This window comes from Arenimonas metalli CF5-1 (genome assembly GCF_000747155.1).
Taxonomy (GTDB): Bacteria; Pseudomonadota; Gammaproteobacteria; order Xanthomonadales; family Xanthomonadaceae; genus Arenimonas; species Arenimonas metalli.
On sequence record NZ_AVCK01000055.1, the window covers coordinates 215401 to 233592 of the forward strand.

Genomic DNA, 18192 nt, shown 5'->3' on the forward strand with positions numbered 1-18192 from the left:
GCCTGCGGGCGACGGGGAGCGGGAAGTAAACCGGCTACCGCGTCCCGTGGCAACCAACGGACTGTGGGAGGGACTTCAGTCCCGATGCTTTTCGCCACAGAGCATCGGGACTGAAGTCCCTCCCACAAAGGCATGCGTCAGATCGCGGTGAGGGGCTTGGGCGGTGCGGGCGGGGCCGGAGGCGCCGGCGGGGCGGCGGCGGGCGTGCGCGGGGTGGGCGGCGTCGGGGCCACCGGCGGTGCCGGCGGCGCGGGCGGGGGCGGCGGGGCGAACCAGCGCAGCGGCGGGGCGTCGGGCACGGTCACTTCGACGGTGCGCGGCTTGCGGTCGCGCAGCACCTGCACGCTCACTTTTTCGCCCGCGTCCTGCTCGCGCAGCGCGCGCATGGCGTCGCGCGGGGTGGCGACGGCGTCGCCCTCGATGCGCTGGATCACGTCGCCGGGTTCCAGCGTGTCGAGCCCGGCGCCGCCGCTGAGCACCAGCACGCCGCGGTCGGTGCCGAAGTAGCGGCCCAGCTTGGCGTCCACCGAGGCCAGGTTCAGGCCGCTCCAGCGGAAGGCCTGGCTGAGCACGGGCAGCTGGCAGTCCTCGCTGCCTGGCGCGCAGGGGGCGGTGCGCAGGCGTTCGATCTCGATCGCCACGCCCGGGTCGATCAGCGGCGTGCCCTCGGCGCGCTCGAAGGCAAGCGCGCGGGCGACGGCGCCGTCCGCGCGGTTGAAGACCATCACGCGGCCGATGTCGTCCACCACCACGTTGGCAGTGCCCGGCTTGCCGTCGCGGGTGTAGCCCAGCGCCAGTTTCTGGCCCTTGCTCAGGCCGCCGAGCGACTCGCGGGCCTGGGTGATGGCGGATTCGCCGCGCTGGTCGAGGGCCTTGCCGTCCACCCGCACCAGCACGTCGCCGCTGCGGAGGCCGGCCTTGGCGGCGGGGCTGTCGGGCGTGACGGCGGCGATGCGCACGCCGGGGCCGGCTTCGTTCTCGGCCATGACGATGCCGACGCCCGGGCGGCGCAGGCCTTCGCCGGCTTCCGACAGGTTGATGCGCAGGTCGTCCACGTCCAGCAGGTTGCCGCCGGGGCCGACCACGATGGCCTGGCGATACGCACGCACGCCGTCCGACTCGCCCAGCTCGCGGCTGAGCTCGGCGACGCGGCGCGCGCTGCGCGCCAGTTCGGCGCGGGCTTGTTCCAGCTCGGCGCGGGCGGCGGCTTCGTCCTTCGGCGCATCGGCGCCGAACGCAGCGGCGGGCAGCAGGGCAGCGGCGATCATCAGTGACACCATTCGAAGCTTCATGCGGGCATTCCTCAAAGGAAAAACGGGGTCAGGTTCACTTCTCAGAACGTGGCGACCAGGGCGCCATCCACGGTGTTGCCGTCGGCGGCCAGGTATTGGCGGGTGCCCTGGAAGCCGGCGTATTCGCGCAGCAGCGAGACGCGTAGCTGCCAGAGGGCGGCGCGGCCGTCAGGGCCGAGCGCGGGGTCGGAGAGCGCGGTGTCGATCTGCTGCAGGCGGTCCTCGAACTCGAGGCCGAGCAGGGTGCCGCTGGCCGAGGCCATGCCGTCGGGGGAGACGGCGCTGACCAGGTGCTCGAGGCGCGCGGATTCCGCCATCAGTGCGTCGACGTCGGGCGCCGCTACGCTGGCGACCGGGTCCGGCGCGGCGGGCGGCGTGGCGATGCGGCCGGGCAGCAGCGCGGCCAGGGCCAGCACCGCGGCGGCGGCCAGCGCGAACGGCCAGCGAACGCGCGGCTTGCGTTCGCGTGCGGCAAGCCGCTGCTGCAAAAGCGGCCAGGCGCTGCGGTCCGGGGTTTCCAGCGGCAGCCGCTGCAGCGCCTCGGCGATCGGCAGGCCGGGGTCGTGGGCGCGGGCGTCAGGCATGGGACAACTCCTGTTCGATCTTCAGCAGTTCGCGCAACTTGCGGGTGCCGCGCGCGAGCTGCGATTTGGAGAAACTCGGCGTGCGGCCCATCAGGCCGGCGATCTCGTCGTGGGTGTAGCCCTCGGCGTGGTAGAGCCAGAGCACGCTGCGGGTGGCGTCGGCCATGCGGCCGAGTGCGCGGGTGAGCAGGGCGGCATCGGCGGCGGCGGCCGGCAGCATCACGTCGTGGCACTCGAGCTCGGCGTCCACCGCCTCCTCGGTCTGCGGCAGCCGGCCGCGGCGGCGCAGGCGCATCAGTGCGTCGTTCACCGCGATCTGGCGCAGCCAGCCCCAGAACGGGGAATCACCGCGGAACTCGCCCACGCGGTCGAACAGCTTGAGCATCGTGTCCTGCAGCAGGTCCTGGGCCTCCTCGCGATCGCCGGTGAGGCGAAGCGCCAGGGTGAACACCGGCCGCTCGAACAGGCGGTAGAGCTGCTCGAACGCCCCGGCGTCGCCGCGCCGGGCGCGGTCGACCAGGGCGGCCGGGACATCGATGGCGAAGGAGGAGGGGTGGCTCACATCGGTCAAGGATGCGGCGGGAGCCCAAAGCGTCGCACAAAAAATGTAGGAGGGCCTTCAGGCCCGAAGCTCTCGGCGAGAAGCTTCGGGCCTGAAGGCCCTCCTACATTGAGAAAAAGGGATCAGAAGCCGATGCGCATGCCCACGAAGGCGCTGCGGGGCTGGCCCGGGCGGGCGCCGGCCGGGCGGCGGGCGACGACGTAGGTTTCGTCCGACAGGTTCTCGACCCGGGCGTAGAGCTCGACGCGGTCGTTGAGCTGGAAGCCGCCGGTCAGGTCCCAGACCACCGCCGAGTCGGTGCGCTCGCCGGGGCCGGTGCCGGCCTCGGTGCGCATGTCGTCGAGGTAGTTCGCGGCCACGCCCAGGCGCCAGCGCTCGCCGGCCAGGCCGAGCTCGGCGTGCACCAGGTGCTCGGGCAGGTAGGGCAGCTGGTCGCCCACGGCCACCGTGCCCCACTCCTCGAAGGAGGACACGAAGGCATTGCGGAACTCGGCCTTCGTGTAGGTGTAGGCCAGCGAGAACGGCACCGAGACCGCGCCGCCCTCGTTGAAGTCGTAGCCGAGGCTGGCCTCGAGGCCGCTCACGCGCGCTTCGCCGCCGTCGAACTGGTCGCCCAGGTTGCAGTTGCCGCCGCTCGAGGCGGTGCAGGTGCCGACCAGGTTCGAGTAGTCATTGACGAAGCCCACCAGCTCGACGCCCATCGCGCCCTCGTTCCAGCGCAGGCCGAACTCGCCGTTCACGCTCTTCTCGGACAGCGCGCCGGAAGCCGGGCCCGGCGGGTTGAAGCCGCGGTGCACGCTGCCGAACAGCGTCAGCGAGTCATTGAGCAGGTAGGTGGCGCCGAAGCCCGGGATGACCTCGTCCACTTCGGTCTCGACCTTCGACAGCACCACGTCGCGCCGGCCGGTGGCGGTGGAGTAGCGGGTGCTGGCCAGGTCGATGCGCTCGTAGCGCACGCCCGGGGTCAGGATCCACTTGCCGAAGCTGATGGTGTCGTGCACGAACAGGGACAGCGCCTCGGCGTCGCCGACGCGGTTGTCCTGGGTGCCGGGCGCGCCGTCGCGGGTCAGCACGAACTGGCCACCCTGCAGGCGGTAACGGTCGTCGTCCTGGTAACGGTCTTCCTGGTCGCGGTGCACGCGCAGGCCCACCTCCAGCTCGTGGCTGGCGGCGCCGGTGGCGAAGGTCGTGCCGAGCACCGTCTGCAGGCCCTGGGCGTAGTAGTTGCGGTTGTTGTTGCGCAGGCGCAGGGCGTCGGCGGGGCTATCCTCGCCGGTGAGCCAGGCGTACTGGTCCGACCAGGTGGTCGGATCGGCCAGGATGGTGCCGATGCCGACGTAGCTGCCGGTCAGCGGGTTCAGCACGTCGTTGAGCTTGTACCAGTTGCGCGAGAACTCGGTGCGGTAGGCAACGGTGTTGAGCGTGGTGTTCTCGCCGAGCTCGATCAGGTGGCGCAGCTCGAGGAGGTTCTGCTCGGTCTGGATGTTGTCCAGGCGCGAACCGGCGTAGCGGCGGTTCGGGTCGGTGCGGAAGTCCGCGTCGGCCAGGCCGAGGTAGGTCTCGTGGCTGTCCTGGGTGTTGTGGCCGAACTTGAGGTCGAGCTGCTGGTACACGCCCGCGTCCGGCGCGCTGACCCAGCGCAGCTTGGCCACCACGTCGTTGAGCTCGTAGCCCGCGTCGCCGCCGCCGTCGATCTGCTTGAAGCCGTTGGTCGACTGGCGCACCGCCTCGACCATGCCGCCGAAGCGCTCGCCCATGCCGCCGGCCCAGCCGTGCGCCAGCACCGTGGCGTCGGAGCCGTAGGACAGGTCGAGTTCACCGCCGGGCTCGCCCGGGATCGGCGTGGAGATCAGGTTGATGGCGCCGCCGGTGGTGCGCGGGCCGGCCTGGATCGCCGACGAGCCCTTGCGGATTTCCACCGCATCGATGCGAGCCATGGTCGGGAAGTAGTACGCGGCCGGGGCGGCGTAGGGCGCCGGCGCGATCAGCACGCCGTCCTCCATCACCGTGATGCGGCTGTTGCGGTCGGTGCCCGAGCCGCGGATGCCGATGTTCGGGCGCAGGCCGTAGCCTTCCTCCTCGACCAGGTACACGCCGGGCACCTGGCGCAGCACGCGGTTGATGTCGCGGTAGTTGAAGCGCTCCAGCGTCTCCTGGTCGACGTAGTGGGCCGAGCCGGCGGCCTTCTGGGTGTCTTCGGCGGTGCCGAAGACATTCACGCTGTCGAGCCGCTGCAGCTCGGGCGAGGGCGCGCCGCTGGCGAGGGCGGCGGTGGGCAGCAGGGCGAGGGAGATCGCGAGGCGCAGGGTAGGCGACATGGCAGGGAAATCTCTGGGCAAGTTAAGGAAATCGGGGGCCGGGGCCGGAATGGCCGAAAGGTTACTGCAAGCGAGAATGATTCGCAATAGCGAAGGCCGGCGGCAGGCCCCTCGCCACGCCCCGGCTTTGCGGCTAGGATGAGAATCATTATCATCTTTCCCATCCCCGGACCGGAGCCCGCCATGTCGCGCCTTACGCTTTCGCTTCTCCTCGCCAGCCTGCTGGCCCCGGCCGTGCAGGCGGCCGAGCTGGTGGTCTACAGCGAGCGCAAGGAGCCGCTGGTCAGGCCGCTGTTCGAGCGCTACGAGCGCGAGACCGGCACGAAGATCCAGCTGCTGTCCGACGGCGCCCCGGTGCTGATCGAGCGCCTCGCCGCGGAAGGCGACAACACGCGCGCCGACCTGTTCATGGCCGTGGATGCCGGCAGCCTGTGGCAGGCGGCGGAACGCGGCCTGCTGGCGCCGGTGCAGTCGCCCGCGCTCGAGGCGGCGATCCCGGCCAACCTGCGCGACCCGCAGGGCCGCTGGTTCGCGCTGTCGCAGCGCGCGCGCACCATCGTCTATTCCACCGAGCGCGTGCAGCCGTCCGAGCTGTCGGGCATCGGCGACCTGGCGCGGAAGAAGTGGCGCGGCCGCCTGTGCCTGCGTTCTTCCAAGAAGGTCTACAACCAGTCGCTGGTGGCCACGCTGATCGATCGCATCGGCGTCGAGCACACCGAGACCGTCGTTCGCGGCTGGGTCGCCAACCTGGCCACCGAGCCCTTCGCCGACGACACCCTGCTGGCCCAGGCCATCGCCGCCGGCCAGTGCGACGTCGGCATCATCAATACCTATTACCTCGGTCGCCTCCAGCATGACGACCCGGCGTTCCCGGTGCAGGTGTTCTGGGCGAACCAGGCCGGCGTCGGCGCGCACGTGAACGTCTCGGGCGCGGGCATCGTCGCGGCCTCGAAGCAGAAGGACGAGGCGCGCAAGTTCCTCGAGTGGCTGGCCTCCGAATCCGTGCAGGCCGACTTCGCCAGCGTGAACTTCGAGATCCCCGCGCGTCCGGGCGTGGCGCTGGATCCGGTGGTCGCCGCCTGGGGGCCGTTCAAGGCCGACCCGGTGAACGTGTCGGTGGCGGGCGCGCGCCAGGCCGAGGCCGTGAAGCTGATGGATCGCGCCGGCTGGCGCTGATCCCATGAGCGCCGCCGTCGCGCGCACCGCCTGGCCGCGGGTGCTGGCCTGGGCGCTGGCGCTGCCCTTGCTGCTGCCGGCGCTGTGGCTGGCGAGCGCGTTCGCGACGCCGGCGCCCGACGTCTGGCCGCACCTGTTCGCACAGGTGCTGCCGGGCGCGGTGCGCAACACGCTGGCGCTGCTCGGGCTGATCGCGACGCTGTCGCTGCTGGTGGGCGTCGGCCTGGCCTGGGCCAGCGCGCGCTACGACTACCCGGGGCGCCGCTTCCTTGATTGGGCGCTGGTGCTGCCGATGGCGCTGCCCGGCTACGTGGTCGCCTTCGTCTACGTCGGGCTGACCGATTACGCCGGGCCGCTGCAGTCCGCGTGGCGTGCGCTGGGCGGTGCGGCCAACGGCTTCCCCGAGCTGCGCAGCGTGCCGGGCGCCGCGCTCGTGCTCTCGCTGGTGCTCTATCCCTATGTGTTCCTGATCGTGCGCGCCGCCTTCCTCCGGCAGGGCAGCGCGGCGATGGATGCGGCGCGTTCGCTGGGGCACGGGCCGCTGTCGGCCTTCTTCCGCGCGGCGCTGCCGATGGCGCGACCGGCCTGGGTGGCCGGGTTGAGCCTGGTGCTGCTCGAGGCGCTGGCCGACTTCGGCGCGGTCAGCATCCTCGGCGTGGATACGCTCGCGACCGCCATCTACAAGACCTGGTTCGGCCTGTACTCGCTCACGGCCGCCGCGCAGCTGGCCTGCGCGATGGTGGCGCTGGTCGCGCTGGTGCTGGTGCTCGAGCGCATCGGGCGTGGTCGCGGCCGCCACGCGGGCCCGCAGCTGATGCCGCCGCCGCGACGGCCCTTGTCCGGCTGGCGCGGCTGGGGCGTGTCGGCGCTGGCGCTGGCGGTGGTGTCGCTCGGGTTCCTCGTGCCGGTGGCGCAGCTGCTGGCCTGGTCGTGGCAATCGCGTTCGGCGCTGCCCGACGTCGGCGCGCCGGCGCTGAACACCGCCCTGCTCGCCGCGATGGCGGCGGGGTTGGTGCTCGTGATCGCGCTGGCCTTCACCTTGCTGGGCCGGCGCGGTGGCGGCGACCGGATCGTGCAGGCGGCGGGGTTCACGGCTGGCCTGGGTTACGCGGTGCCGGGCACGGTGCTGGCGGTCGGCGCGATGTGGCTGCTGGTCGCGGCCGAGCGCGCGATGCCGTGGCTGGGCGGGCTGGCGCTGAGCTCGAGCCTGGTGGCGGTGCTGCTGGCGCTGTCGGTGCGCTTCCTGCGCGTGGGCCACGAGGCGACCGAGTCCGCCTTCCAGTCGCTGCGTCCGTCCCTGCTGGAATCGGCGCGCGTGCTCGGCGTGCCGGCCGGCGCGCGCCTGCGCCGCATCGTGCTGCCGCTGCTGCGTCCCGGCCTGGTCGCGGCGCTGCTGCTGGTGATCGTGGAGACCGTGAAGGAACTGCCCGCCACCCTGATGCTGCGTCCCTTCGGCTGGGACACGCTGGCCGTGCGCATCTACGGCTACACCACCGAAGGCCTGTGGGCCCAGGCCGCGTGGCCCGCGCTGTGGCTGTGCCTGGTCGGCCTGGTCCCCGTCTGGTGGCTGGTCAAACAGCAGAAGTAGCCAGGAACGGGGTCAGGTTCCGAACCTGACCCCGTCCTATAATGGCGGCCTTCCCCGAACCTACTGGCAGGCCATGAGCAAGAAGACCGTCCTCAACGATACCCACCGGGCGCTGGGCGCCAAGATGGTCGACTTCGGTGGCTGGGACATGCCGATCAACTACGGCTCGCAGATCGAGGAGCACCACCACGTGCGCCGCGACGCCGGCATGTTCGACGTCTCGCACATGACCATCCTCGACCTGCGCGGCGACAAGGTGCGGCCCTTCCTGCGCCAGCTGGTGGCCAACTCGGTGGACAAGCTGCAGAAGCCGGGCAAGGCGCTGTACGCCTGCATGCTCGATGCCAACGGCGGCGTCATCGACGACCTGATCGTCTACTTCATGGCCGAGGACTTCTTCCGCCTGGTGGTCAACGCCGCCACCCGCGACAAGGACCTGGCCTGGATCACGGCGCAGGCCGCGCCCTTCGGCATCACGATCCAGGAGCGCCGCGACCTGGCGATCGTCGCGGTGCAGGGTCCGAACGCCCGCGACAAGGTGCTGGGCCTGCTGTCGCCGGAGGCCGCGCAGCGCGCCGGCAAGCTGGGCAAGTTCGTCGCCTGCGAGGCCGACGGCCTGTTCGTCGCCCGCACCGGCTACACCGGCGAGGACGGTTTCGAAGTGATGGTGCCCGAGGCGCAGGCGGTCGAATTCTGGAACCGGCTGCTGGCCGCGGGCGTCAAGCCGGCGGGCCTGGGCGCGCGCGACACGCTGCGCCTCGAGGCCGGCATGGCGCTGTACGGCCAGGACATGGACGAGTCGGCCACGCCTTACGAAGCCGGCCTGGCCTGGACGGTCGCGCTGGACGAAGGCCGCGCGTTCACCGGCCGCGAAAAGCTCGAGGCACAGAAGGCCGCCGGCGCCGCCCGCCAGATGATCGGCCTGGTGCTCGACGAGAAGGGCGTGCTGCGCCACGGCCAGCAGGTGTTCACCGCCGCCGGCGAAGGCGAGATCCTGTCCGGCACCTTCTCCCCGACCCTGGGCAAGGCGATCGCGCTAGCGCGGGTGCCGGCCGGCGAGGTCGGCGCGGTCGAGGTCGACATCCGCGGCAAGCGCCTGCCGGTGCGCGTCGTGAAATATCCGTTCGTCCGCGACGGCGCCGCCCAGCCGGGCGTCCTGGCCTGACCCCGCGCGCGCCGGATGCCATTGCGCGCGCTCCCCGCTAGACTACTGCCACCCCTGCCGCACACCGACCATCGAGGCCCCTGTCATGAGTGAGATCCCCGGCGACCTGAAGTTCCTCAAGTCCCACGAATGGGCCCGCGTCGAAGACAGCGGCCGCATCACCGTCGGCATTTCCGACCACGCCCAGGGCCTGCTCGGCGACCTGGTCTACGTCGAGCTGCCCAACGTCGGCGACAGCCTGGAGCAGGGCGCGGCCGCCGCCGTGGTCGAGTCGGTCAAGGCCGCCAGCGACGTCTACGCCCCGGTCGCGGGCAAGGTGGTCGAGGTCAACTCGGCGCTGTCGGACAAGCCCGAGACCATCAACGAGGACGCCTACGGCGAAGGCTGGCTGTTCGTGCTCGAGGCCAGCGAGCCGGAGCAGCTCAACGAGCTGCTCTCGCCCGACGACTACGCCCAGCTGCTCGAGGACGAAGGCCACTGACGGCCCGTCCGACCGAAGCATCCGACACCGGCCGCCACGTGCGGCCGGTGTCGTTTCCGGGTCTCGGAAAGTGGGTGGCGGTGTCGGCGGCTGCCGCGGAAGTTCGCGCAGTTCGGCCATCCGGGGCATCGAAACGTGCCGATCCGGCACCCCGCCGGAAATTATTTTTCGGGCGTGCCGGGCGCGCTTTCCCGACCGCCGGAGTGCATGTCGCGCACCGGCGTCGCGCGTGCGCCGCGCCACGCATCGCGACGCGCGTGGCTTTTTTCCAGCACTTTTTTTGCATGCCGTTTTTTCGCACGCGTCGCGGGTGGTTCTTCCGAGTCGCGCCGACCACGCGTTCGACGCCGGAACATGGCGAGGGGCCCTTGAAATTTTTTCTGCAAAGTTGTTGACATCAAGATTTCCCGTGATTAGCTTTCGCCCAGCAGATGTCAACTGCGGAAAAGAGTGATCAGGATCGAATCGACAACGCGGGCCACAACACCGAACTCCACCCGGACTCCGTCGTCGGTGGATCAGGGCAACCATCCCTCCGCGAAATCGAAATCGAGCTTCCGCAAGAACCGCCATTCCAACGCCCGGGCCGGTCATGGCCCGGGCGTTTTCATTTCCGGCGCTGCCCCGCGCCGGACCCGATCCGTCCACGGCGCCTTTGGCGCGGTGGCGGTGCTGCGTCGCGGGAATCCTCCCGCGGCGATGCTTTTGTGACTGGGCAGTCCAAACGCCAACTGACGAGGAGTTGACACCATGGCTACGAAGAAAGCTGCGAAGAAACCGGCCAAGAAGGCCGCGAAGAAGTCCGTGAAGAAGACGGTCAAGAAGGCGGTCAAGGCCGTCAAGAAGACCGTGAAGAAGGCGGCCAAGAAGGTCGCCAAGAAGCCGGCCAAGAAGGCCGCGAAGAAGGTCGCCAAGAAGCCGGCCAAGAAGAAGGTTGCCAAGAAGGCTGCCAAGAAGGTCGCCAAGAAGCCGGCCAAGAAGGCCGCGAAGAAGGCTACCCGCAAGCCGGCCGCCAAGAAGGCTGCCAAGAAGTCGGTCAAGAAGACCGCCAAGAAGGCTGCCAAGAAGCCGGCCGCCAAGAAGGCTGCCAAGAAGCCTGCTGCGAAGAAGAAGGCGGCGCGCAAGCCCGCTGCCAAGAAGCCGGCGATGGCGATGCCTGCCGCCCCGGTGGCTCCGTCGCTCTAAGACGGATCGCAAGCGCGGTATCTGGGCTCTCTCCCCGTATTGCCCAGGCGGGGAGGGAGACTTTCCAGAAGCACCAAAGAGAACGCCGGCCCTGGGCCGGCGTTTTGTTTTTGTCTTGGCGCCGGTACGTACCGGCTAGGTAGCGTGACGGAAGGCCCGCGGCCGCGCGCTTCGACGCTTGCGCGTCCGCGATCCGGACCAAGGCGCGGCATTTTTCTTGCTGATCTGGTGGGTTGAACGGGCCGAGGTGCTGGCTGGCAGCGCGTCAGCGCCTGCGTGTCCCTTCGGACACTTGGTGCGGGGTCGGGGCCAGCATGGAAGGTGGCCAGCGCGGGAGTCCTGTCCGCCCGGCGGCGGGTGTGGGGGCGTGGCGCTTGTGGTGGGCCGTGCTTTTCCGGGCGCTCCGTGGCGACGGGGCGGGCACTGGGGGGGGAGGGCTGGGGAAAGCTCGAACGCCCGAGGGCCGAAGCTGCAGAGCGCTGGAATGCTCGGGTGCCGGGGCGCAGTCGCCGCAGCTGGGGCGACGGCCCCGCAATTGTTTCCGGGGCGCCCATCGGAAAAGCATGAGCCCACGCTCCACGCCTCGCAGCTGCCCCCGCCGCCGGGCGGACAGGACTCCCGCGCTGGCCACCTTCCACGTTGGCCTGGACGCCCCACCTCGCGTCCGAAGGGACGCGCACGATAGGCCGGCAGCAGCCGCATGCCTTGCGCTGGTTAGCCAATCCAGATCAGCGAGAAGAATGCCGGGCCTTGGTCGTGGATCCCGCACGCGCAAGCATCGGAGCGGGGCGCTACGGGCCCTTCGTCCACCCAACCAGATGATATGCACCGGGGGCGCCGCGGAATCGCAGGTCGCTTCCTGCGAAATAAAAGGCTTCACTGAGCAGGAAGCGACCTGCGATTCTGCGGTGGCCCCGGCGCCAGCTCCAGCCTCAGCGCCGGCGGCGCGGCCTCACCGGTTCGGGGGCCAGCCAGTCGCGCGCGGGCAGGCCCAGCGCGCGGTCGAGCGCGGTCGGCAGCAGCGCGGCCGGCATCGAGGATTCGGAGTTCCAGAGGATGACCACGCCGATGTCCTTGTCGGGCAGGAACGCGGCCATCGCCCGGTAACCCTGCACCGCGCCCGCGTGGTAGACCAGCGTGTGGCCCGCGTAGTCGTAGATGCGCCAGCCCAACCCGTAGTACGCGCTGCGGAGGCGCTCCCGCCGCCAGCTGTTGCCGCGGATCTCGCCCGGCGTCTCGACCTGCGGCGTCTGGATCTCGTTGAGCAGCTCCGGCGGCAGCACGTCCGGGCGGTGTCCCATCTGCGCGATCAGCCACTGCGACATGTCGCGGATGCTGGCGTTGACGCCGGCCGCGGGCGGGATGCGGTAGTAGGTTTCCTTCGGGCGCACCGGCAGCCACTTGCCGCCGCTGCGCACGTGCGGGCGCGCCCAGCTCGGGCTGGCCTCCAGGCCGTCGCGGCCGAAGGTGGCGCCGTACATGCCCAGCGGGTGGAACAGCCGCTTCTCGACCTGGTGGTGGTAGAAGTCGCCGGTGACCGCGAACACCAGGTCGCCGACCAGGCTGAAGGCGATGTTCTGGTAGGCGTAGCAGTCGCCCGGCGCGCAGGTGAGCGGCGCGTCGGAAAGTTTTTCTGCCAGCAGCGGGTAAGGCTGGTCGGCCTCGAGGTCGCGGTCGAAGGCGTTGTAGCCCAGGCCGACGCGGTGGCTGAGCACCTCGCGCACCGTCAGCCGCTGCGCGCCCTGCAGGTCGCGCAGCGTGAAGTTAGGCAGCTGGTTGGCGATCGGGGCGTCCCAGCTCATCGCACCCTCGCTGACCAGCATCGCGCTCAGCGTGCCGGCGAAGGCCTTGGACAGGGAGGCGACGCGGAACACGGTGTCGGTGCCGACCGGCTGCGGGTTGCGGCTGTCGACCACGCCGTAGCCGCGCAGCGACACCACCTTGCCGTCCTGCACGATGGCCATCGCCATGCCCGGGATGCGCGACTGGGTGACGACGCCCTCGGCCAGCACCTCGAGCTCGCGCGCCTGCGCGGTGAAGTCGGGCGCCTTGGCCGCATCGGCGGCGACGGCCGTGCCCGCGACCGCGAGCCAGAGGGCCGCGAGGGCGGCGGGCAGGCGGAGCGGCGCGTTGGCTTTCTTGCGTGGCATGTCCGACGTATGCTTGGGGAACGGCCCCATTCTAGCGCGCGTTCCGCTCCGGGGTACTGAACAGGGGAGAGGCCAATATGATCGCTTTGCTCGTGCTGGTGCTGGTCGTCGGCGTCGCCGCGGCCTGGGGAGTCGGCATCTACAACGGGCTGGTCACCGCCCGCAACGCGTTCAAGAACGCCTTCGCCCAGATCGACGTGCAACTGACCCGCCGCTACGACCTGATCCCCAACCTGGTGGAAGTCGCCAAGGGCTACCTCAAGCACGAGCGCGAAACGCTCGAGGCCGTCATCCAGGCACGCGCCGCCGCGGTCAGCGGACTGGCCGCCGCCAAGGCCAACCCGGGCGACCCGAACGCGATGGCCTCGCTCGGCGGTGCCGAGACCGGCCTGGCCGGTGCGCTGTCGCGGCTGATGGTGGTGGCCGAGGCCTACCCGGACCTCAAGGCCAACCAGAACATGATGCAGCTCACCGAAGAGCTCACCTCCACCGAGAACCGGGTCGCGTTCGCGCGCCAGGCCTACAACGACTCGGTGATGGCCTACAACAACAAGCGCGAGGTGTTCCCCTCGAACCTGATCGCCGGCCTGTTCAACTTCGTCGCCGCCGCCCTGCTCGAGATCACCGAGCCGGCCAAGCGCGAGGCCCCGAAAGTCTCGTTCTGAGCTGACGCATGAACTTCTTCGAGCGCCAGGAACAGGCCCGGCGCCAGTCGGGCCGCCTGGTCATCCTGTTCGGCCTGGCGGTGCTGGCGATCGTGGCCGCGGTGAACCTGGTTTTCTTCATCGCCGTCGGCGGCCTCCCCGAGGAAGGTTCGCCGGGAAACCTGCTGGGCGGGATGCTGGTGGTCAGCGTCGTGACGGTCGCCATCATCGGCCTGGCCTCGATGCACCGGATTTCCAGCCTGGCCGGCGGCGGCGCCGCGGTGGCGCTGCAGATGGGCGGCACGCCGGTACCCGAGGACACCACCGACCTGCACTACCGGCGCCTGCGCAACGTGGTCGAGGAGATCGCGATCGCCTCGGGCGTGCCGGTGCCGCAGCTCTACGTGCTCGAGCAGGAGGCCGGCATCAACGCCTTCGCCGCCGGCTACGCGCCGGGCGACGCCGCGGTGGCGGTCACCCGCGGCGCGCTGGACAAGCTCAACCGGGATGAACTCCAGGGCGTGATCGCGCACGAGTTCAGCCACGTGCTCAACGGCGACATGCGCCTGAACATCCGGCTGATGGGCCTGCTGTTCGGCATCCTGGTGCTCGCCGTCATCGGCCGGAAGGTGCTGCTGCACGCGCGCGGCGGTTCGCGCGACGGCGTGCCCATCATCCTGCTGGCGCTGGCGGTGATGCTGGTCGGCTACGCCGGCCTGTTCTTCGGCCGGCTCATCAAGGCCGGCGTGAGCCGGCAGCGCGAATTCCTGGCCGATGCCTCGGCGGTGCAGTTCACGCGCCAGACCAAGGGGCTGGCGGGAGCGCTGAAGAAGATTGGCGGCCTGCACGAGGGCTCGAGGCTGGCCAGCGGCGATACCGAGGAAGTGGCGCACATGCTGTTTGGCGATGGCATCGGCTATTCCTCGCTGTTCGCCACCCATCCGCCGCTCATGGAGCGCATCCAGGCGCTGGAGCCGTCGTTCCGGCCCGAGGCGCTGGTCGAGCAGTCCGCGCGCTGGCAGATGCATCCGCCCTCGGGGCTGGACGAAGACGCCGCGCTGGGGCTCGGCGCAAGGACGCCGCCGCCGCTGCCGGGCGACCGCGCCGAGCTGCAGGTGACGCCGCCGGCGGTGGTGGCACAGGTGGGCGCGCCGAAAGCCAACGACTACGAGCGGGCGGGCGCGCTGGTCAACGCCCTTCCGGAAACCCTGCGCCGGGCCGCGCACGAGCGCGACGAGGTGCCCGCGCTGCTGTTCGGACTGCTGATGGCGCCTGCGGGCAAAGTGCGCGAGCGCCAGCAGTTCGAACTCAGCAGCCGCCTCGACGAGCGCGTGGTGCGCCAGGCCCTGGACTACGCCGACCGCCTGGCCGACCTGCCGCGCATCCTGTGCCTGCCGCTGGCGGCGATGGCGATGCCGTCGCTGCGGCGCCGCCCGCGCGCCGAGCTCGAGCAGTTCATGGATGCCTGCTACGTGCTGACCCACGCCGACGGCCAGGTCAGCCTGTTCGAATACAGCCTGGGCCGCCTGATGCACGGCCACGTGAAGCACGTGCTCGATCCTGCCGGCACTTCGCGGCCGTCGACGCACCGGCTGGCCGACAACAGCGCGGCCGCGATCGAAGTGATGGCCGTGCTGGCACAGGCCGGGCACGACGACACGGCGGCGGCGATGCGCGCCTACCTCGCCGGGCTGGCCCGCGTGTTCCCGCGCCTGAACGCGCCGTACCGCCCGCCCGCCGATCCGCTGCGCGCGCTCGACGACGCCCTGCCCAAGCTCGACGCGGTCGAGCCGATGGGCAAGGAGCTGCTGCTGGAAGGCCTGGTCGCGGCGGTCAGCCACGACGGCCGCATCTGCGTGGCCGAGGCCGAGTTGCTGCGGGCGATCTGCGCGACGCTGCGCTGCCCGCTGCCGCCGATGCTCGAGGTCTGATCAGGCCGCCAGGCCGCGGATCAGGTCGGCGGCACGCTCGGCGATCATCATGGTCGGGGCGTTGGTGTTGCCGCCGACCAGCTTGGGCATCACCGAGGCATCCACCACGCGCAGGCCGCGGACGCCGCGCACGCGCAGCTGCGGATCGACTACGGCGTGGGCATCGTCTTCGGCGCCCATCCGGCAGGTGCCCACCGGGTGGTAGATGGATTCGGCCTTGCGGCGGATGAAGGCGACCAGGTCGGCCTCGTCCTGCAGCTGGTCGCCGGGGAAAAGTTCCTCGCCGCGGTAAGGCGCGAAGGCCGGCTGCGCCAGGATCTCGCGCGAGAGCCGCAGCGCCTCCAGCATCACCTTCAGGTCGTAGCCTTCCGGATCGCTGAGGTAGCCGGCTTCGATCTGCACCTTGTCGGTGGCGCTGGCGCTGGCCAGGCGCAGGCGGCCGCGGCTGCGCGGGTGCAGGCCGCAGGCGTGCAGCGTGTAGCCGTTGCCGGGCAGGCGGTTGCGGCCGTGGTCGTCGAGCTGGGCCGGCACGAAGTGGAACTGGATGTCCGGGCGTTCGTCCTCGGCCAGCCTGCTGCGCAGGAAGCCGCCGGCTTCGGCGATGTTGCTGGTGCCGGGGCCGGACTTGAACAGGTAGTACTTCAGCGCCACCGAGACGTCGCTGAGCTGGTCGTAGCTCAGGCCCTGGGTGCAGCGGGTCATGGTGCAGACGTCGAGATGGTCCTGCAGGTTGGCGCCGACGCCCGGCAGGTCGCGGCGCACGGCGATGCCGTGCTCGCGCAGGTGTTCGGCCGGGCCGATGCCCGAGAGCATCAGCAGCTGCGGCGAGTTGAGCGCGCCGCCGCACAGGATCACTTCCCGGCTGGCGGTTTCGCTGAAGCCGGCCTTGCCGCCCACCGAGTACTCGACGCCGCTGGCGCGGTCGCCGTCGAAAGTGATGCGGCTGGCGGTGGCGCGGGTGACCACCGTCAGGTTGGGCCGCTGGCGCACCGGCGCCAGGTAGGCGCGGGCGCTGGAGCTGCGGGCGCCGTCGCGCGTGGTGGTCTGGTACCAGCCGAAGCCGTCCTGGCGGGCGCCGTTGAAATCGTCGCTGCCGGCGTGGCCGGCCTGGCGCGCGGCTTCGATGAAGACTTCCGAGAGCGGGTTCTTGTGGCGCGGGTCCGACACGCCCAGCGGGCCGTCGCCGCCGTGGAATTCGCTGCCGCCGCGCTGGTTGCCCTCGCTGCGCTTGAAGTAGGGCAGCACGTTGGACCAGTGCCAGCCTTCGGCGCCCATCGCCGCCCACTCGTCGTAGTCGCCGGCGTGGCCGCGGATGTAGCACATCGCGTTGATCGAGCTCGAGCCGCCGAGCACCTTGCCGCGCGGCCACCACAGCGAGCGGCCGTCGAGCGCGGGCTCGGGGGCGGTGTTGTAGTCCCAGTTCACGCCTTTCTTGCCGACCAGCTTGGCAAGGCCGGCGGGCATGTGGATGAAGGGGTGCCAGTCGGACGGCCCGGCTTCGAGCAGCAGCACGCGGCAGGCCGGGTCTTCGCTGAGGCGGTTGGCCAGGACGCAGCCGGCGGAGCCGGCGCCTACGATGATGTAGTCGTACACAATGTCTTCTTCATGCGGTCACGGACCGAGGCTAGGCCCCCGTTCTAGAGCAAACACTCGGGCTGCGGCAGCGCCGGTGCCGGGGTGTGACGGGGCTCACGCCCGCGGCTGCCGGACTGGCGGGCACCGGCCGGGTTGGCTATGGTGCGCCGACTCCAACGGGATGCGCATGGAACCAGCCAAGGACACCGCCGGCCGCTTCGATCACCTGCGCGGCGCGCTGCGGGCCTACCCGCCGTTGATCTGGTCCTTCCTCTATTTTTTCTTCCTGCTCACGGGTTACTACGTGATGCGGCCGGTCCGCGACGCCGTCGCGGCCTCCAACGACCCGGCCATGGTGTTCCCGCCGGCGATGGTCGAGTGGTTCGCCGCGCGCGGCGTGGATTTGGGCGAGTTCCAGATCCAGGCGCTGTTCACCGGCACCTTCCTGTCCATGCTGCTGCTGCAGCCGGTCTACGGGGCGCTGGTGAGCCGGTTCCCGCGGCGGGTGTTCCTGCCGGTGGTGTACCTGGTGTTCATCGCCTGCCTGCTCGGTTTCTACGTCGCCTTCGACGTGGACATGCCGGGGCGCGGCGGCGCGTATTTCATCTGGGTGGCGGTGTTCAACCTGTTCGCGGTGTCGGTGTTCTGGAGCTTCATGGCCGACATCTACACCGACCCGGAGGCGCGCCGGCTGTACGGCTTCATCGCCGCCGGCGGCACGGTGGGCGGCCTGCTGGGTCCCGAGATCACGTCCCGGCTGGTCAGCCAGCTGGGCGTGGGCAACATGCTGCTGGTGTCGGCGGGTTTCCTCGCGCTGTGCCTGGTCTGCATCCTGCGGCTCGGCCCGTGGGCGCGGCAGCGCGAGCGCGACCGCGGCAACCTCGCCGACGACGAGGCGATGGGCGGGCGCGTACTCGAAGGCCTGCGCCGCATCGCCGCCGACCCGCTGCTGCGGGCGCTGGCGTTCCTGATGTTCTTCGGCGTCGGCGTGGGCACGCTGCTCTACAACGAGCAGAACGCGATCGTGCGCGAAATGACGGCCGGCAACCCGGCCGCGGCCGAGCAGGCCACGGCCTTCTTCTCGACCATCGACAAGTGGATCAACTGGGTGGTGCTGGTGGTCCAGGTGTTCCTGACCCGCACGCTGCTGATCCGCTTCGGCGTGGCGCCGCTGCTGATGGTGCCGGCGCTGGCGATCCTGGCGGGCTTCTGCGTGCTGTTCGCGTCCCCGCTGCCGATGCTGGTGGCGGTGGTGCAGGTGCTGACCCGCGCGTCCGAGTTCTCGCTGTCCAAGCCCGCGCGCGAAACCATCTACACCCGCGTCGACCGCGAGGCGCGCTACAAGGCCAAGGCCGCGATCGACACCGTGGTCTACCGCGGCGGCGACCTGGCCTTCGCCTGGCTGCACAAGCTGATGGCGGTGTTCGGGTCCTCGGGCGTGTTCGCCGGCGGCATCCTGGTCGCGGGCGCCTTCACTGCGAGCGCCTGGCGGGTGGTGAAGGAGCAGGCGAAGCTGCCGGCCGACCGGCACTGAGGGCGGA

General features: G+C 70.6%; 15 protein-coding genes. 9 read left to right on the plus strand and 6 right to left on the minus strand.

The window, feature by feature from the left end:
* Positions 1-137 precede the first annotated feature (137 nt).
* From N787_RS12665 to N787_RS12680, 4 genes are all read right to left on the minus strand, one after another.
* A complete protein-coding gene (locus N787_RS12665; RefSeq protein WP_169742308.1) occupies positions 138-1268 on the minus strand; it encodes a PDZ domain-containing protein in 1131 nt (376 codons plus the stop codon).
* Between the two features lie 65 nt (positions 1269-1333).
* Positions 1334-1876, minus strand: a complete 543-nt coding sequence (locus tag N787_RS14500) for a hypothetical protein (protein ID WP_052575453.1) — start codon at positions 1874-1876, stop codon at positions 1334-1336.
* Positions 1869-2438 (minus strand): RNA polymerase sigma factor, encoded by a 570-nt coding sequence (locus N787_RS12675; RefSeq protein WP_245594017.1) that lies wholly within the window; start codon positions 2436-2438, stop codon positions 1869-1871. The genes N787_RS14500 and N787_RS12675 overlap by 8 nt, the downstream gene beginning before the upstream one ends.
* 122 nt (positions 2439-2560) lie before the next feature.
* A complete protein-coding gene (locus N787_RS12680; RefSeq protein ID WP_034214740.1) occupies positions 2561-4756 on the minus strand; it encodes a TonB-dependent receptor family protein in 2196 nt (731 codons plus the stop codon).
* A 183-nt stretch (positions 4757-4939) separates the two neighbouring features.
* Between N787_RS12680 and N787_RS12685 the strand changes: the two genes are divergently transcribed.
* From N787_RS12685 to N787_RS12705, 6 genes are all read left to right on the plus strand, one after another.
* Positions 4940-5932 (plus strand): extracellular solute-binding protein, encoded by a 993-nt coding sequence (locus N787_RS12685; protein WP_034214742.1) that lies wholly within the window; start codon positions 4940-4942, stop codon positions 5930-5932.
* Positions 5933-5936: 4 nt separating this feature from the next.
* Positions 5937-7520 (plus strand): ABC transporter permease, encoded by a 1584-nt coding sequence (locus tag N787_RS12690; RefSeq protein WP_034214744.1) that lies wholly within the window; start codon positions 5937-5939, stop codon positions 7518-7520.
* Between the two features lie 73 nt (positions 7521-7593).
* On the plus strand, positions 7594-8685 hold the full coding sequence (gcvT, locus tag N787_RS12695; protein WP_034214747.1) for a glycine cleavage system aminomethyltransferase GcvT: 1092 nt from the start codon (positions 7594-7596) through the stop codon (positions 8683-8685).
* An 85-nt stretch (positions 8686-8770) separates the two neighbouring features.
* Positions 8771-9166, plus strand: a complete 396-nt coding sequence (gene gcvH / locus N787_RS12700; protein ID WP_034214748.1) for a glycine cleavage system protein GcvH — start codon at positions 8771-8773, stop codon at positions 9164-9166.
* A 450-nt stretch (positions 9167-9616) separates the two neighbouring features.
* Positions 9617-9877: a hypothetical protein gene (locus tag N787_RS15075; protein ID WP_156969031.1), complete on the plus strand. Its 261-nt coding sequence runs from the start codon at positions 9617-9619 to the stop codon at positions 9875-9877.
* Between the two features lie 39 nt (positions 9878-9916).
* On the plus strand, positions 9917-10351 hold the full coding sequence (locus N787_RS12705; protein ID WP_034214756.1) for a hypothetical protein: 435 nt from the start codon (positions 9917-9919) through the stop codon (positions 10349-10351).
* A gap of 932 nt (positions 10352-11283) precedes the next feature.
* Here N787_RS12705 and N787_RS12710 read toward each other — a convergent pair.
* On the minus strand, positions 11284-12501 hold the full coding sequence (locus N787_RS12710) for a serine hydrolase domain-containing protein (RefSeq protein WP_052575455.1): 1218 nt from the start codon (positions 12499-12501) through the stop codon (positions 11284-11286).
* Between the two features lie 77 nt (positions 12502-12578).
* Between N787_RS12710 and N787_RS12715 the strand changes: the two genes are divergently transcribed.
* Complete coding sequence (locus N787_RS12715; RefSeq protein WP_034214758.1) at positions 12579-13166, plus strand: LemA family protein; 588 nt, start codon at positions 12579-12581, stop codon at positions 13164-13166.
* A gap of 8 nt (positions 13167-13174) precedes the next feature.
* Positions 13175-15076 carry a M48 family metallopeptidase gene (locus tag N787_RS12720; RefSeq protein WP_034214762.1) on the plus strand — a complete coding sequence of 634 codons (1902 nt, stop codon included), beginning with the start codon at positions 13175-13177 and terminating at the stop codon, positions 15074-15076.
* Here N787_RS12720 and N787_RS12725 read toward each other — a convergent pair whose 3' ends face one another.
* Positions 15077-16669 (minus strand): GMC family oxidoreductase, encoded by a 1593-nt coding sequence (locus tag N787_RS12725; RefSeq protein ID WP_034214764.1) that lies wholly within the window; start codon positions 16667-16669, stop codon positions 15077-15079. It lies immediately after the preceding gene.
* A 169-nt stretch (positions 16670-16838) separates the two neighbouring features.
* Here N787_RS12725 and N787_RS12730 point away from each other — a divergent pair, with 169 nt between their 5' ends.
* On the plus strand, positions 16839-18185 hold the full coding sequence (locus N787_RS12730) for an NTP/NDP exchange transporter (protein WP_052575463.1): 1347 nt from the start codon (positions 16839-16841) through the stop codon (positions 18183-18185).
* The last annotated feature ends 7 nt before the right edge of the window (positions 18186-18192 follow it).